This is a genomic window from Psychrosphaera sp. B3R10, from assembly GCF_018861025.1.
Lineage (GTDB): Bacteria > Pseudomonadota > Gammaproteobacteria > Enterobacterales > Alteromonadaceae > Psychrosphaera > Psychrosphaera algicola.
This window is the reverse complement of the sequence record NZ_JAHKQH010000037.1, coordinates 80,284-97,366: the sequence shown is the minus strand read 5'-3', so window position 1 is coordinate 97,366 and position 17,083 is coordinate 80,284. Positions and strand designations below refer to the sequence as shown.

Sequence of the window (17,083 nt, the reverse complement as noted above, 5' to 3'; positions counted from 1 at the left end):
CTCCGACCTATTCGCCAGCTGTCACTGGAATACCGTCGTTTAGATTGCTCGATATTAATGAGTTAATAACATTGCTAGGCAAAAAGCCCTGCGCTGACGCAACAACGGCTTTCGATTGCAATCCAATGACCCGAGCATTAACCATGTAACCTGCAAGGTGTTTGACTAACGTGCCAGTTAACGCGTATTTAATTGGCAATTCACCAGATAGATCGAGGTAATCTTTGCTCAATATAAAGTCACCATCCGGTGATACGCGAATATAATCCGTCGTTTTATAATCTAATACTGGAATGCCAAATTTATGGACTTCGTGGATAAAGCTTTCCGATAATTGCTTACCAATTAAATCTGCTTTTTCGTAGTCGCTGTCTAAAAAGACAAAAGAGGTAACGGCAATTGGCGTGGATGCATTTACATATTGCAAGTTCCCCACAAGATCATGCATCAAACCACGTACATAATAATTGATGTTTTTCATGTCCATGCTCTTCGTCGGTTTACGACTGTGCATGGTGCCAACTTTATTTAATAATTTATCGCGATAGTTTTGCTGAAACTTAACGCTCGCTTCCGCCGTTGTATCGTCTGGATTTGCGGCAATATACTCAGCCTGAGGCGTTTGTTCTGCCGCAACTTTGAGTTGGTCTTCAACCACTTCTTCTTGAGGGGCAGGTTCTTCAAACCAAGACCAACTTTCCATTGTTGCGCAACCAGATAGCATTAACGTGGTTATTACGCTTAAATATACTTTTTTCATTTTAAACTCCTAATACTCGCCACGGTACAAACGGCTGTCTTTTATCTGTACTTTGTTGTGGCTCCACATACTATTTAGCGGCAAATAATCGGTTGCTGCGGCAACTATTGTCTTATCAAAGACACGAATTAATCGAACATTAACGACTAAACTGTTTTGTTGCTGGGTATAACTGCCCGTTAACATGTAATCGGCACTGACCCGAGAATCTAAATCATTAACGTCTCTCGACATCATAATATCGGCATTATTGGTTATTTTAACCGCTGGTAAGGTTTTAAACTCAATGACCTTTAAACCGGCTTGGGTTGCAAACGTCGCAAAACTTTCTTGGATTTGAATGCCATATGGCACTAGCGCTGCATTGTTTTTATTATCGTAACGTTCCGCGGGTAAAAACGTGCCAACCACCATAGGACGCGATACGTCAAAGCCATTAGCAGTGTCGAACAATTGACGGGCAAGGCGTTCTACATGGAAATGCAATGACCCTTCTGAACTTTGTGGCTGATAACTTTTTGGTTTTTCATCCACTTGTTTTGCGCCAGCTAATAATGGGTCAGACACCGACGAACACGCAGCCAGAAGCAATATCAGCAATAAGCTGGTCAATCTAAAAAGTGTTTTTAGCTGTGTTTGTCGATAATACATAGTCTATTCCGCACATCAGTAAACTGGGTTTATGGCTTTGATTAAAGCAATTTAGATGCCAATACCTAATTGACACGTTTTGACCACCAAGCGCTTTGATTAATACCCTCGTTTGGTCGCGTATTTGAAGGATCCCGGTGGTTAAAAACATTGTATATATTTAGTCATCGACGCCGCTGACATTTGCCACTTCATTATTAGCTATTGCAAATTCAACTTAATAAAGGTTAATCAAGCAAGAACAAAACGTTTATAATCTTCTTCATTCAGGAACCTTATTTTGTGTTCCACAGTTTAAATCCAAAAGCACAACTCATGGAGCTTAAACTCGACTCAGTTTTCAAATTACTTTTAACAATTATAGGATCTAAACATGACTCAATTTAAAAACGTGGCTATCGATGTAAACGCCAATATCTATTTTGATGGCAAAGTGACAAGCCGCACGGTAACTTTTGAAGACGGCTCAACAAAAACACTTGGTGTCATGTTGCCTGGCGATTATGAATTTAATACAGCAGCTAAAGAGTTAATGGAAATTAATGCCGGTGAACTCACTGTGCTATTACCTGATTCAGAATGGCAAACAATTGTTGCGCCTGATAGCTTTTACGTTCCAGCAAATGCATCATTTAAACTTAAAGTGACTAAAACAGCAGACTACTGCTGCAGTTATTTATAATCCACACGATTTACTTTGTGTCGTAAAGTAACACCTAATGAGTGTTGCTTTACTCTATAACTCGGCACCTGTAGCTATTTCCATTACGGATCATTAACTGTTGCCGAGCTCCTCTAAAATAAAGTCAATGAACACTCTAATTTTTGCAGGTAAATGTTGCCGACTGGCATAAATAAGGTAGACCCCGATATCGGGCATTCCGTAGTCATTTAACATTGGTACCAGCGTGCCATTGTCTAACTCGTCAGTAAGATTAAATGTTGGAAGCCTAATAATCCCCTGCCCCGCAACACAAAGCTCGAGCAGCAATTCAGGGCTACTTGAGGTAACTGACGTTTTTAGATGCACCAGTTGCTCGCGCCCTTCACTGTCAAAGTAACTCCATATCTGTGGATGTTTCAAATAGCTATAGGTTAATACCTTGTGTTCAGCCAAATCTTGCGGTGTGGTCGGCATACCGTATTCTTTTATATAACTCGGTGCAGCGAGAGTTAACGCTTTAGCTGTCATAAATTTACGACAAACTAAACTAGAGTCTTGAAGTTGACTGGTCGCTCGAATAACCACATCAAAACCATCTGCAACTACATCCACTTTTTTGTCGCTCAAATCAACATTAATGGTAATTTGAGGGTACTTCGCCATAAACTTGGCAATTATGGGGCGAATGCGAGATAGACCAAAACTCACCGGGCAGCTAATTTTTAGTTCTCCTTGCGGCTCTGCTTGTCGGCCACTTAGGTCGTGGACAGCCTGTTGTGCGCTATCGATTATATGACGAGCTTGTTGGTAATAAATTTCACCTTCGTAGGTCAACCTAATCGTTCTTGTCGTACGTTGCAGTAATCGTACGCCCAGTCTGTTTTCTAGTTTGTTTATTTCTTTACTAATGTAAGAAGTTGAGTGACCACTGCGTTGAGCGGCTAATGTAAAACTACCAACATCAACAACTTCGACAAATATGACCATGCCGTCTAATAATTTACTATCAAATGCCATCTAACGATTCCTAGCGGTGCGGGTTACAAACATATAGTGCACTGAAAATTTGAACTGAAATACTAAAAGTGGCATTCACACTCACACTTTAATTGCTGGTTATTTTCTATAGCTATCAATTTTATTGAAATCAAGTTTGACCACCCAATTATCAATCCCATCTAACAAAAGTTGTTCTGAGACGATTTGGGCAACTTTTCGGTTGTTATATTCACCATATAGCAGTCTATAATATTTGCCATAGGTTCCCGTATATAAACTCGATATATCTAATTTTTGTGCTTTGACAAATAAACCTATCGATTCTACATTTTTAAAACTGCCAATTTGAACCGAATAGCGCATGTTTTTATCAGTAACTTTTTCACCTTTGCTATCTGATTCTTGAAATTCTTGTTGGGAATTCATTACAGGTGATGCCGCACTTAACACCGCATGCGGTTTTAGTTCGTTTTTATGTTGTTCACGCTCCACCCGGTGCTGTTTTTGTTGGGCATTTATTCCAGTTAATACTCGATTTTGGAACGCCGTTGGAGATACCTCGGCTATAGCTGCAGTTGAATTGTCTAGATTAGATTGTTGGCTTCCACTATCGGCTTCTCGGGTCACGCGACTGTCACTTGAATATCTAGCGGGTAACGAACGAACAACTTTGCCTAAACGGTAGTTTATACCCAACGAAATTTGCTCACCATCAAACACTGAAGTGTTATCAATAATTCGTTTTAGTGAGAACGTAAACCGCCATCTATCATTGATTTCATAATAAGTGGCGATACTTATCTGACCCATTACGTCACCGCTGTCGGGGTAACTATCGGTTGCCGCAGCTGGTAATTCCGGTAATGTTTTAGTCGCCACGAGTAGATTAATTTGAGGCACAATTTGCCAATTAGACAAATACCATTGGTATCCCATTCCAATTTTTACAAAGCCAAAATTGGTCTCCTCAATACCGGTAATAGTAGGAACTTCTAATGCATCGAGATATTCAAATGAGAACGAACCGGTCATGCCATTTGTTTGCCATGGAGCATATTCAAATGACAAGTCCACTGCTTCTAGAGTGTTCGCTTGGTAGTGCGCCAGATTGATACCTGCAGACCAATTAGAATATAAGATTTGCTGCTCAGCGGAGTAACCAACCGAGACAAAACAACAGAATGTTGCCAGCAGGATGTTTTTGAGCATCTTAAGCTTATCTTTAAGCTCTAATTTTAATAACACAGTATTCATTTAATGGATTCAACTCTCGTCATGCTGTAGTATTTTATCGTCATATTGACCCAAAGCTTTAATGATACAAGGTTCAACAAGGAATATTAAGTATGGTTGCTTACGCCCAAATAGGAATTATTTTGTGAAAAGAATTAATAACGTATCAAAATTAAAGTTGGTTGAATTTCTAAATCGGGTCGATTTATTTAAAGCCCTCAGCCCTCGTGAACGTAACGAAATTGCCAATTTGCCTAACCTTGTGGTGATGATAGAACAAAACGAAATATTCATTCGTCGTGGCGAACACGACTCGAGTTTCTACATCTTATTAAGCGGCGACGTATCGGTTACGATAAATAAAAAGCACGTAGCGAATGTTGGCCCAGGTCATTTTATCGGTGAAGTTGGCTTCATTTGTAACGAACCGAGAAGTGCAACAGTAAAAACACTTACCGAAATTATTGCGTTGCGGATCACCAAAGAGCTTTTCGACAAATTGCCGATAAAAGTAAGAGAAGGCATAAAAAGCAAAATCATCTCTGGATTAGTTGACCGAGTCGTCGCTCAAAATACCAAAATTGTTGACCTTGAAGAAAAAGTTCTTAAATACGAAACAGACGCCGCAATAGAAGGTACCGATATTACGACGGAAAACGGTGACAATGTTAAAGGTCAATCAAAAGAGGATGCTACTCAAAAAGGCTCACACCGATTGGATATCCCATTAAAAGGTCGATAATGCCACAATAAAAAACAACAGACTGATTGGTTAACTTACCGCTGAGTATCAACTTAAATACGTCCGTTTTGCACCTGTTTGTTAGCTAAATTCACATCAAGCACTTTGATATGCAGCACTTTCTTAATAAACGCTTAAGAAATGCTTAAGAAATGCTTAACATATACTGAAAGTCCCCTTCTTTGTCATAAATCGGTAGACATATAGCAAAAGCTTTTTTATGGTATGCCCGCTTTAATATAACGTTGCTGTTCGTAATTGTTGTTAAAACACTCTAATTATGCATTATAGGGAATGAAAAATTGAACAAAGTAATTTTGTTTTTTAAGAATACAACCGTTACTGCGAACCAAGTAGTATTTGCATCCTGCTGCTATATTGCGTTAATTTTAAACTTACCGTTTTTAACAAAAACATCGCAAGCTATTATTGAAGTCGAAAACTACAATGTGTTTTTTTTGTGCTCTGTTCCGTTATTTTTATTAAGTTTAACTGTCCTTTTTCAAGCTCCATTAGCCATTAAATGGCTAACAAAACCAATCTTAATTCTTACAACAATGACCTCCGCACTGATCTTTTACGGTACGGTGTCATATGGCATAGTGTTTGACTACGGTATGGTGCAAAACTCATTTGAAACCGATACCGCAGAAGCTCTGTCTTACCTAAATTTGTACGCTGTGCTGTTTTTTGCCATTTTTGGCCTGCTCCCCGCCGGTATTATTTATCTCGTAAACATAACGTATAAACCATTTTTCCAAGAACTATTAAGTCGACTAAAATTGCTATCATTGAGCTTTCTTTGCGCAACGATTATTGCGGCATTGTTCTACTCACATTACGCCTCAGTTGGCCGTAATAACAAAGATTTAATAGGTTATATCACCCCTTACAAAATGGTCGATGCGACTCAGAAATTTATTAAAAACACCTATTTTTATTCACCTCTCAAATTTAAAACACTCGACGCGACACCAACCTTTAATCGTGTTAATAAGAAAAAACACGTCACCGTATTAATTTTGGGTGAAACCGCTCGCGCTCAGAACTTTGCCCTTAATGGCTATGATAAACCGACAAACCCTTACACTAAGAAACTCGGGGTTGTGTCGTTTTCTAATATGTATTCGTGCGGTACCGCAACGGCAATTTCAGTTCCTTGTATGTTCTCCAGACTAAACAAAAGCAACTACAGTCGACGTTTGGCCTCGGCTCAACAAAATGCATTGGATATCGTTCAACAAGCCGGCGCAGATGTTGTTTGGATAAGTAATAATAATGGCAGTTGTAAAGGCGTTTGTGCACGAATTGAAACGACGAAGATCCCAACTTACTCAGACCACGAATTGTGTGATGGCGAATATTGTTATGACGAAATCTTATTGGAACCCTTAAAAGCAAAATTAAGTCAGCTAGACAATAACAATACCTTCATTGTATTGCATATGATTGGGTCTCACGGTCCCACCTATTACCGACGTTACCCGCAATCAAAACAAATATTTCTACCAGATTGCCAACGTAGCGACTTACAAAACTGCAACCACAAAGAAGTTGTAAATACCTACAACAATACAATTGCTTACACCGACTTTGTTATCGCTAAGACTATTGAAGAATTAAAACTGATTACTTCAGAAAGTGACATAGAAGCGTCCTTGTTATACATATCCGATCATGGTGAATCTCTTGGTGAAAATGGAGTCTATTTACATGGCTTACCGTACGCTTTTGCACCAAAAGAACAAATCCATGTGCCAATGATTTACTGGAGCAATAACATGGCCTCATCATTTGATCCTACGTGCCTTACAAAGGTCGCAAAGAAAAAACTCACCCATGACATTGTGTTTGATTTAATCATGAATATTGCTGAAGTAAAAACCACAACTTACAACGCTAAAAACGACCCGCTTAAAACCTGTCGACTTTAATTCGACAGGTTTTCAATTTAGTGGTTTTATCCCCCCAGAGCTGAAATCAGTTAGCCCTAATTGAGCTTAATATTGCATTCAATAATAATTAATTGATTTTATTATCGTTTAAATGCCTAAACCTGTTTTATAATTGACAAAATAGAAAACAGTTTTTGTGATCTTGCGCATACTCTCCAATGCCTACAAAAGCCCCCAGAAATCGTACCGATAAGGAATGATCCGTTATGGCTGAACAACTACCAGACTTAATCGAAGAGGTAATTCTAGCCTCTAACGATGAAGACAATGAATTTATGCCTTCAATTGTTGCTGCTAAAGATGAAAATGAACTCGCTTTATTGCTGGAATCATTGCCTTTAGAGCAACGACTTGATGTGTGGAATAATATTCAGCCACATAAAAAACTCGATGTATTAATTGCTATGCGTGGCGATCCGCGCGAGACAATCATCAATGAAACCGATGAAGAAGATTGGGATAATTTATTTCTCGATATTGAGGCAGAAGATTTACTCGAACTTGCAGAGTCTCTACCAGACCAACTCGTCGAGCGTGCCTATGCGGCGATGGATAAACTGCAGAAACAATATTTCTTTGAAGCAAGTCAGTTTACTGAAGAACAAACTGGGCATTGGTTAAATCCAGACTATTTAGTGCTGCCAATCACGGCCCGGATCAGAGACTCGAATCGATTATTGCGACGGGAAGTTGGAGAGCATATCGACACCTTATTTTTAGTTAACCGGGCAGGAATGTTTTCCGCCGCTGTAAAACTTAATAAGTTGTTTGGGGTTCCGGAACATATTCCTTTGGTTGATTTAGCCGAAGAGTCCATCAATACACTCAACGCCAATGACGACTGTCAAAAAACGTCGTTAGAAGTACAAAATTCTGGTTATTCATCTTTACCGGTTCTCGATGATACTGGCAAATTACTTGGCCGCTTAGATGTGCGAACCGCGAGTGAGATTGTTAACGAGTCGTACGAACGAAGTATGATGGCATCAGCGGGTATGGATGAAGATGAAGATTTATTTTCTTCGGTTAAAAAAAGTGCCAAAGGCCGAGCATTGTGGCTTGGGATAAATTTACTTACCGCATTTCTAGCCAGTGCATTTATCGGCATGTTTGAAGCAACATTGCAACAAGTCGTTGCATTAGCGGTATTGATGCCTGTCGTGGCCAGTATGGGCGGGATTGCGGGAAGTCAGACACTTACCCTTATTATTCGAGGGTTAGCTTTAGGGCAAGTCACCAGCGCAAACGTAAAGGCACTATTAATCAAAGAACTAAAGGTAGGTGGGCTTAACGGTGTAATTTGGGCCGCTATTATTGGCTTAGTCTCGTTTTTATGGTTTGGTGATCATTTACTTGGCATTGTTATTGGCATTGCGATTTTATTCAACATTGTGGCGGCGGCATTTGCTGGCGTATTTGTGCCGGTTATTTTAGAGAAATTAAAAATAGATCCCGCTTTATCTGGCGCGGTCATTCTCACCACCGTCACCGATATCGTTGGGTTTGTTGCCTTTTTAGGGCTCGGCACCCTATTTTTGATTAATTGATGATACGTGTTAGAAAAGCGGTTGGTTATTTTGTACAAGTTACCAACCCATTCCTCTCGCTTTAATCAAACGAAACCCGCTGGAAATGTGGATTTTTGACACTCACCTCTAGCGTTGAAATGTTGTCTAACACAACCAACCTATCGGCATTATTTACATGTATTTTTATGCACTCTTGCTTTTTCTTATTGAGCGCAGTGTCTAATGCAATTCCGTTTATCACATCGCCTGTTTTCATTACAACCTTAATGGGGTAACGGTTCATACAAGCAATTTCGATATAATCGTAGTGATTACAACTGATCATAAAACTGACTTTTCCCTAATATAAGTAGCGCGATTAACTAAGGACAATTTAAAACTATGCATAGGTGTTTAGACCGATTGCTCGTAAGCTAACGTTAACCACTGAATAACGTCATTATCTATGTCACTTAGACAATGTAATTGTATTCTATGGGTACACATAGTGCCAAATGGACCCGAGTTTTCTAACTTTCCTTGAACGTCAACGCCTTTTAGTTTTAAGCCTAAATCTATTCTTGTTTTTGTCGCCGGTTTTATTAAAGCAAACTGCCTTTTTCGAATTAAACTTACGCTGCCTTTTTTAGGGGTGATAACAATGTCAGTACCAAAGTTTTCGACGAGTGTGATGAGTTTGTCATACATAGGCTTGAGTGACTCTTTACCTTGGTATTGAGTCAAAACTAAATCAACCTGTGGTTCATTTTTCTCTTTTGCTAAGGTCACTATCGTATTAGCAAAACCATGGGTTACTCCATGTTCTGTTTTTAAGTATTTAACCGCCTCTGAGTGTTTTTCAAATGTTTCATTAGCCAAAATATCTATCCACTGCTCGAGACTTTTACCTGTTTTTTCAGGCATATTATTGATCATTGTTTGAAGTGCATTATCCATAGTGTTCACTTTTAATTTTAACCCCGTAAGTTACCTAGCAATTTATTTCTATCTAAATCGCTTTTAGGGGTAATTGGTACATAGCTAAGCTTAGTCAACAACTTGACAATTGAAAATGATTTTGCAAATGATTAGAAACTAAAATCACCTTTTTATAGATATAAATCAGCATTGTCCACAACACGTGATTTATACATTTATGTAAATTACTATGCTATAAAAGCAGATAAAGGATTATACCAATCCTACTAAATTCTAAATAACGGCCTAATATGACTAAAAGTACTTTTTTGGGAAAATTCCTTACCGAGTTGCGTCGTCGTAATGTGATCAGAACAAGCGTCGCATACCTTGGTTCTTGCTGGTTGTTACTTCAATTTCTCGATGTTGCTTCACAATTAATGATTATCGATGTCATTGTCGGTGCCTTCATGTTTATCTTCTTGTTGTGTCTTTTTCCAGTGGTTATTTACATCTCTTGGCATTTTCAATTTACTAACTCAACATGGGTACGTACTGCTACAGTTGATTTTGACGAAGACGGCGAGCCCGTTATCCCCCCGCCTCTTGGTTGGGGAAGTTGGGTCGGGTTAGTCATGATTATTTCACTTAGTTTGGGCATCGGTTATCAATATTTTCATGTCGTGAAAGACCGCCAAGATATAGAAGCAGATGGGTTAGTTAAAATAGTGTCTGCCGATTCAATTGCTGTATTGCCGTTTGTTGACCAAAGTGCCGACAAAGACCAATCATATTTGGCCATAGGTTTGGCCGAGGAACTCACGAGTTTGTTAGGGCAAACCGACGGATTTCGAGTGGCCGCCTCAAGGTCGTCGCAGGTTCTTACAGATAAAGGGTTTTCCCCTGTTGATATTGGTAGACGACTTAATGTGCAAACCGTGCTCTCAGGTTCGGTGGTTAATGTCGGCAATCGAGTCAAAATTCGGGTAGAACTCCTAGACACTAAAAACGGTCATACACTTTGGACAGAAAATTTTCTGAGAGAAATGAAAGATATATTTGATCTGCAGTCAGAAATAGGTCGCTCGGTTGTTAATTTATTACAAGACAAATACCTCGAATCGGGTTCGTTGCGTTCGCTTTCAGCGACCAATAGCACTGACGCTTACGTCGTCTACCTTAAAGGTCGCGAAGCCTATCGACTGCAAACCACGGAAAGTTTCAAAGAGGCAAGAAAGCTTTTTGAGCAAGCCATTGCGCTAGACCCTGAATATGCCCAAGCCTATGTTAGTTTGGCGGATACTTTGGCGCTGTTGGGAGATGGTTCAACACAATATGGGGTTTTGGCCAACGATGTTGCCGCAACACTTGCCGAGCGTAATGTCGAAAAAGCCCTCGTGCGTCAGCCCAATATGCCCCGAGCTTATGCCGTAGTAGGGTATATCGCAATGATCCGAGATGAGTTTGAAAAGTCACTAGGGGCTTTTGACAAAGCCATAGAACTTAACCCAAGTTTAGCCATTGCATATATGTGGAAGTCGCGTGCTTTAGCTGAACTACAACGTTTTGATGAGTCATTTGCGGCTCTAATTAAAGCGAACGAGCTCGACCCCCTATTTCGTAGTGCAACTTATAACTTAGGTGTTGAGTTAGAGATACGTGGCAGATATCAAGAAGCAGAAGACATTTATAAACAACTGCTAATCGATTATCCAGACTTCCCTTCATCTCATTCAGGGCTCGCGGGTATTTATTTTAGTCAAGGCAATTATAGTGCTTCTATTCAAGAGGCTTATCTTGCTCATAAGCTTTCTCCTGAAAATGAAGAGCTTAAAATCAAGTTAATTGGCTCTCTTCTTCAACTTAAATTAACAGATATCATAAGAACGTTAACAGATGATCCGATCTATGATGCAACGCTGTTATTGATAGAAAAAAATTATCAGCAATTGTTTAAAAATATGGATTTTGAAGTTGCAGCAAACCCAGACGATTATTGGGTTGCCTTCGAAGCAGGTTGGTACAACGCCATGGTGGGAGATAAAAGCAAAGCAGTCACTCTGCTCACTGAAAAACAAGCTGGTCTTTCAGAAACCGATAAATTTTCAATGCCATATTGTTCACCGGCAATCGAGATTGCCTGGGCTCATAAGCAATTAGGTCAAATAGAGCAATTTAACAAAATTCACCAACAATGTGAGTCGTTGAAAAACGATCAAATTGACTCTTCTATTAAGTATTTTGAACTCGATTATCTAGCAGCCCGTTTAGCCGCTCTCAATGGTGATCCTAATTCAGCGCTAAGCAACCTTGAGACTGCCATAAAAAACGGTTGGCGAGAATGGTGGACCCACATAGACCCATTGTTAGATAGTATTAAAGACGAACCGAAATTTAAGGAGCAGATGTTGTTTTTAGAAAATGAGCTTAGTAAGCAACGTCAAGAGGTTCGAGATTTTTATAAAACGGTAGAATAGCTTTGACCAAAATCAGAGCGCGCTGTCAACACGCCTTTTTGCTAATCGCTTTAGGCCGTTACAAATGATAGGCCATCTCCACAAAAAAGGGCATATTCATAATATATGCCCTTTCAATCGTATGTTATCCAGACCCACAATGACTAAATGTTATTGTTATTCCGCTTGATGCTGCGGCGTCTCAATAATATCCCGAGCCCCCCGATTGCAAATAAACTAATTGATGCAGGTGCATTAACATCAACTGGATCAGGTGTCGGTGCGTTCTGATTGCTCGATGGCAAGATACGCAGTGTTTCAAAGTCTGACCAAAAGAAGGTAGGAGTGCTTGCATATTCAAGATAAGGGTTATTTACATAAACATAGTTTGCATCATCTACTTCCCTCGCACTGTTATAGCCACAAATCTCACTGTCAGGTTCTGGGTTATTGTTTAACCAGGCATTATAAGTTGCATTGTCACTAATTTGAGACATCGCATTAAAGTCATCTACCCAAGTCCCATGGAGTGGGTTATCAATACATAACTCTTGTATTTCAACTTCATCGTCGGTTTTATTTGTGGCGTAGAAAAACTGACCGTCAACTGACGACATACTAACTTCAACGTTAATTTGATAATCCCCCGGCAATAAATCTACTGGTGCAGCCATGTTTAACATAACTGACCCAAATTCGATTGCCGCGCCCGGGTCTGACGGGTCTACGAGCGCCGGATCGGTGTTTATTGTGCCAGCAAGGTTATCCCAAGTTTTTCCTTGTCCTATAATATTCCAACTCACATCGTAATTTACTTCTGGGTTATTAAAATAAAGGTTAAAAGCGCCCCACGTAAATAAATCTTCTCCCTGTTCAAACTCCCAAACACAGGGGTCATTAGCTATTATTGCTTGTTGTTCAGCAAGTTCTGTATCATATTCAGCTTGGGTGATGATGTTGTTCTGTAAATCATTTTCAAGCCTATCTATAGCTGCATAGACATCCGCTTCATCAAACCTCGAAAAGCCATTAACGCATTCGGATGGAACGGCGTCTAATCCCTCTGCTCCGCCGCCCCTTGAAACAAACGGAGCGATACTGTCGACAGTTTGGCCGCTATTAATTGCCGTCGTTAAAATACCCACATCATTTAAATATTGGTTATTGACGTAAAAAAATGTTTCTGAATAAACATCGGCACGTTCAGCCCTGCCCGAGCTTCTAAATAGTCGTGCCTCTGCGACTTCTACCCACAAAAACATTAGGAGAAAAACAAACAATAAAAGTTTCGGCCGAGCTGTAACTGTCATAATAGCTTCCATTTAATTTATGTTAATTAACGTTAATCAAGGCCTAATGACCTAGTTTACTCATACTGGTTCTTGGCAATGTTTTACCATATTCCTCGAGTGCCACTTTGTATTCAAAATGAAGCCATGTGCACTCAGTACTTTTTATGTATTAAATTTTTATCACAATGCATATTTCAGTCCGCTTGAATATATTGACTAAAATTCAACCAGTTAACTTTTGATGTATTTGAGTAAAACTAAATGTGTAAAGTTAACTGACACATTTCACTACAAATATTGTTGTAACAATTGGTCTAAACGAACTTGTTCTTTTCGCGCGGTTAACGGGTGTTGGCTAATGCGGCGTTGGGCGAGTTTGGTTTGATCAGTTCGAAACAAAACCTCAAAGTAATTCACCAATACATCATCTGGTAAACTCCCCTGCACTAGATTATACGCCTCAGTATAATGTGCTAATGCTTCATCAAGTTTGTCTAATCTAAGCGCTATTTCTCCAATTGTATCTAGTACGTCTATGTTTTTAGGTCGGATCTGCAACGCGTTTAACGCAAATTGATAGGCTTCTTCAAGCTGTTTATCTTCTAAAAGTAAGTAGGCAATATTATTAAGTGCTACAAAATTATCTGGTTGAAGAATAAGGGTTTTGCGGAAATAACGAATCGCTTCCTCATTGTCTACGCCAGTTTGTAACTGCGCATAATATAAAGTATTGATGATGTCTTTTGGGTGTCTTTTAAGATGTTCTTTCAAAAAGTGTAAGGGCTTTAAGGCATTCACTTTATCGTTGTGTGATATGACCTTAAAATGAGCTGCGACCATAAAACCGGCGTTTTGTGGAGTTGGGTTTGCTTCATAAGCAAAGGTAATGTTTTCCAATGCTTCTGATGCTTTCCCTTGATGAAACAACAACTGCCCTTTTATTCCTTTCACAAAAGGTAATTGCTTTATGCTATCGGTTAACGTGGCGTAATATGTTTCGGCTTGCTCAAATTGTTGCATTTGCGTAAGCAGTTGTAAGTACATTAATCGTATCTCTAAATTACGACCGCCAAGTTCATATAGATACCGCTGGCTAAGTTGCAACGCGCTTTCGAGCTCCCCTTTTGTTTGCAATACCTGCAGCAGCCCAATTATTGTCTGCGGGTTATTTGGACTGGCAAGATACCATGTCTCATATAGCTGCATTGTTTTGTCGTATTGTTGATTTGCTGAATAAGCCATCGCTAAATGTCGCCAATAAGACTCTGGTTTATCTGACTTTATCTGTTCAAACAACTTTATAGCCTTCTCAGCTTGTCCTTCAAATAATTGAATTTTTGCCAGCGTAATCACAAGTTGTTTGTGGTTTTTATTGTCCTTAATTCTGGCTTGCAGATGATTGACCATTTTGTCAGGTAGGTTGAGTTGTTTGCTCAACGTATAATATTGGATAATCGCCGGGATAAAATCAGGGTGCTGATTAATAATCGATTGCACTTTGTTTAACGCCGATTCTGCGACACTTCTGCTATTAAGTTGTACCGAATTGACGACCGCTAATTGAATTGCTGGGTTATCTGGTGTTATGTCCAATGCACGCTGATAGGCTTGCTTAGCTTCGTTAAACTTTTTTTGCTTTTGATAAATTTTGGCACGAAGCAAAAACTGATGTTGCCTTAGTTTATTGTTATTTTGCCATTCATCGGCAAGCAAAAGTGCTTTGTCATAGTGCCTATTATTAAGGTATGCCTGCGCCAAAGTGAGTTGCAGTTGTTCCGCTGTATGTTCATTTCCTTCAAACTCAAGCTTTGCCACCGCATTCTCCAAATCCAGCAGACCGCTTACGTCTCTGAGGGACAACTTAAGTAAACCAACATTAGTTAGCGATTTTGGTGAGACGATATTGTCAGGTTGTTTATCCAATATTGTTTTTACTTTATTAATCTCACCTTGCTTAAGCAGCGCTTGACCAATTTTGGAAAGCAAGCCCGAATCCTCATCAGACAGTGTTTTAAATTGGCTCGCCGTATCGTTCGCATCGAGTGACATCCCTAAATAAAGTTGGCTGTCGGCTAACAATCGTAAAGCCGGATGTTCAATTGGTAAAAAACCAGCAATGAGACTGAGGTGTCGATGGGCGTTTTCTTTATCGCCATTGAAATAGGCACTGATCCCCGCAATAAGGCGAGCCGATGTATCTTCAGTATCAAGTGTTATTGCTTGTTCTGCATAATCATATGCAATTGAGTAGTCTTTATCGTTTAAACGAGCTGCTGCTTTCAGTTGCAATAATAATGCGACATTAGAATATTTATTTAGCAAGTCATCTACAATGGGCTCAGCTTGATTGGGTAAATTAAAATCACTGTAAAGTCGTGCTAGCGTCAGTTTAACTTCGTCTGCATCCGGATAAACATCGATATATTGTTGATAGACAGCGACCCCCTGTGCAACTTCCTGTAGGTTTAGGTGCAGTTGCGCCTTAAGTAACAAGGCGTCTTTCTGATTCGGGTAGGTTTCAAGGACTTGCTCCAAATGTAAATTTGCACCTTGTAAATTATTACTGAGCACAAGATCGTAAGCTAACGCTAATTGACCATATTCATTTGAATTTGGCAGGCGCTTTATTTCATTAATTAATGTAAATGCCTTGTTATGTTGCCCAACCCGAACATAACTTTGTAATTGATAAAATGTCAGTTGCGCTAATTGCTTAGGCTTTAATCCCTTAGTAAATTTACTCAGTGAAAATAAGGATTTATCGTCTCCCATTCGTTGATACAAAACCGACAGTAGTGGCACTACTTGTTCATTTGGGTGGTTGTAATCTAATGCCCGCTTAAACTCTTTTTCTGCCAGATTTAATTGCCCTAACGCCAAATAAGCTTGTCCGAGTAAAAATCGCGGTTCTCCTTTTTGGGGAGACTGACGCACTGCATTTTTAAACTCGATTACGGCAATAGCATATTTATTTTGTGCCATCGCAGCATTACCAAGTGCAAGGTAATTTTTGTCGGTATTACGGTCACACCCTGATAGGCAGATCAGTAACAGTGCAATAAACAGTAATCGCATATACACTCAATTTTTAATAAATGGTTACGGAAATTCACTTTGCTTATATAGTAGCCAATGATGACAGTGTTCGCTATACATAGGTGATCTATGAACATTGTGGTATTTGTAAAATTTCAATTGATAACACCTGATACAACAAAAGACGTGCTATCTTTTAAATACAGGAATATTAAAGTGATATCTATATGAATATAATTGAACACCCGAGACTCTATAGATTACTCACATCGATGGGCGATTTAAGTCCCAGAGAATGCGGTGATATAGAAGAAGATTTATGGGCTATGTTTGGTCAAGACGCTACCGTGTTAGTCACTGACATGTCTCATTTTTCAAAAGTAACGCAGCAGCACGGTATCATTTACTACCTTGCGATGATCAAGCGTATGCAAGATGCCATAGCCTTGTCAGTCGCTAAACATAAAGGGCTGGTCATAAAATTTGTTGCGGACAATTCATTTTCAAAATTTGAAGACGTCGACTCTGCGCTTGCCTGCATAAAAGAAATAAACCATAAAATGAAGGCAGAAAATGCTAAAACCCCAGATATATGGGATATCGAACTTTGCTCAGGCATTGACTGCGGCAAAATACTAAATATCAATAACGCAGATATGTTTGGCGACCCAGTTAATGTCGCAAGTAAGCTTGGAGAAGACACTGCAAAACCCTGGGATGTACTTGTCACTGACCGAGCGAAAAATCAATCGTCGGACAAATTTCAATTTTCTGGTAAATTTGTCGCTGAAAAAGGCATTTCGATTGACACTTGGTATTTATCACCTTAACCATTTATAGGCTAATTAATCCACCAAAGTGGCAAACAC

At 39.5% G+C, this 17,083-nt stretch carries 14 protein-coding genes; 6 read left to right on the top strand and 8 right to left on the bottom strand.

Annotation, left to right across the window (positions count from 1 at the left end):
- Positions 1–7: 7 nt before the first annotated feature.
- Together KO525_RS13465 and KO525_RS13460 are read right to left on the bottom strand one after the other, a co-directional pair.
- On the bottom strand, positions 8–760 hold the full coding sequence (locus KO525_RS13465) for a FlgO family outer membrane protein (protein WP_252736763.1): 753 nt from the start codon (positions 758–760) through the stop codon (positions 8–10).
- Between the two features lie 9 nt (positions 761–769).
- The gene (locus KO525_RS13460; protein WP_215964343.1) at positions 770–1,411 is read right to left on the bottom strand and encodes a FlgO family outer membrane protein; all 642 of its coding nucleotides are present in this window, start codon (positions 1,409–1,411) and stop codon (positions 770–772) included.
- 373 nt (positions 1,412–1,784) lie between these two features.
- Here KO525_RS13460 and KO525_RS13455 point away from each other — a divergent pair, with 373 nt between their 5' ends.
- Positions 1,785–2,093, top strand: a complete 309-nt coding sequence (locus KO525_RS13455; protein ID WP_215964342.1) for a pyrimidine/purine nucleoside phosphorylase — start codon at positions 1,785–1,787, stop codon at positions 2,091–2,093.
- 93 nt (positions 2,094–2,186) lie between these two features.
- Here KO525_RS13455 and KO525_RS13450 read toward each other — a convergent pair whose 3' ends face one another.
- Together KO525_RS13450 and KO525_RS13445 are read right to left on the bottom strand one after the other, a co-directional pair.
- The gene (locus KO525_RS13450) at positions 2,187–3,092 is read right to left on the bottom strand and encodes a LysR family transcriptional regulator (protein WP_215964341.1); all 906 of its coding nucleotides are present in this window, start codon (positions 3,090–3,092) and stop codon (positions 2,187–2,189) included.
- 99 nt (positions 3,093–3,191) lie between these two features.
- Positions 3,192–4,328, bottom strand: a complete 1,137-nt coding sequence (locus tag KO525_RS13445; protein ID WP_215964340.1) for an SPOR domain-containing protein — start codon at positions 4,326–4,328, stop codon at positions 3,192–3,194.
- A 124-nt stretch (positions 4,329–4,452) separates the two neighbouring features.
- Here KO525_RS13445 and KO525_RS13440 point away from each other — a divergent pair, with 124 nt between their 5' ends.
- The 3 genes from KO525_RS13440 (at position 4,453) to KO525_RS13430 (ending at position 8,551) form a co-directional block, all read left to right on the top strand.
- The gene (locus KO525_RS13440) at positions 4,453–5,049 is read left to right on the top strand and encodes a cyclic nucleotide-binding domain-containing protein (protein WP_215964339.1); all 597 of its coding nucleotides are present in this window, start codon (positions 4,453–4,455) and stop codon (positions 5,047–5,049) included.
- A gap of 302 nt (positions 5,050–5,351) precedes the next feature.
- Entirely contained in the window at positions 5,352–6,983 is a 1,632-nt protein-coding gene (locus KO525_RS13435) for a phosphoethanolamine transferase (protein ID WP_215964338.1), read from the top strand.
- A 227-nt stretch (positions 6,984–7,210) separates the two neighbouring features.
- Positions 7,211–8,551: a magnesium transporter gene (locus KO525_RS13430; protein ID WP_215964337.1), complete on the top strand. Its 1,341-nt coding sequence runs from the start codon at positions 7,211–7,213 to the stop codon at positions 8,549–8,551.
- Positions 8,552–8,612: 61 nt separating this feature from the next.
- Here the strand turns inward: KO525_RS13430 and KO525_RS13425 are convergent, their stop codons facing one another.
- Together KO525_RS13425 and KO525_RS13420 are read right to left on the bottom strand one after the other, a co-directional pair.
- Positions 8,613–8,858, bottom strand: coding sequence for a Rho-binding antiterminator (locus tag KO525_RS13425; protein ID WP_215964336.1), 246 nt, complete (start codon positions 8,856–8,858; stop codon positions 8,613–8,615).
- A 68-nt stretch (positions 8,859–8,926) separates the two neighbouring features.
- A complete protein-coding gene (locus tag KO525_RS13420; RefSeq protein WP_215964335.1) occupies positions 8,927–9,469 on the bottom strand; it encodes a DUF4287 domain-containing protein in 543 nt (180 codons plus the stop codon).
- 272 nt (positions 9,470–9,741) lie between these two features.
- On the opposite strand from KO525_RS13420, the gene KO525_RS13415 reads away from it, so the two are divergent.
- On the top strand, positions 9,742–11,907 hold the full coding sequence (locus tag KO525_RS13415) for a tetratricopeptide repeat protein (RefSeq protein ID WP_252736764.1): 2,166 nt from the start codon (positions 9,742–9,744) through the stop codon (positions 11,905–11,907).
- Between the two features lie 143 nt (positions 11,908–12,050).
- Here KO525_RS13415 and KO525_RS13410 read toward each other — a convergent pair whose 3' ends face one another.
- Both KO525_RS13410 and prsT read right to left on the bottom strand, forming a co-directional pair.
- On the bottom strand, positions 12,051–13,196 hold the full coding sequence (locus KO525_RS13410) for a hypothetical protein (RefSeq protein ID WP_215964334.1): 1,146 nt from the start codon (positions 13,194–13,196) through the stop codon (positions 12,051–12,053).
- A 270-nt stretch (positions 13,197–13,466) separates the two neighbouring features.
- Complete coding sequence (prsT, locus tag KO525_RS13405) at positions 13,467–16,253, bottom strand: XrtA/PEP-CTERM system TPR-repeat protein PrsT (RefSeq protein WP_215964333.1); 2,787 nt, start codon at positions 16,251–16,253, stop codon at positions 13,467–13,469.
- Positions 16,254–16,441: 188 nt separating this feature from the next.
- Between prsT and KO525_RS13400 the strand changes: the two genes are divergently transcribed.
- Complete coding sequence (locus KO525_RS13400) at positions 16,442–17,044, top strand: adenylate/guanylate cyclase domain-containing protein (protein ID WP_215964332.1); 603 nt, start codon at positions 16,442–16,444, stop codon at positions 17,042–17,044.
- Positions 17,045–17,083: the final 39 nt, after the last annotated feature.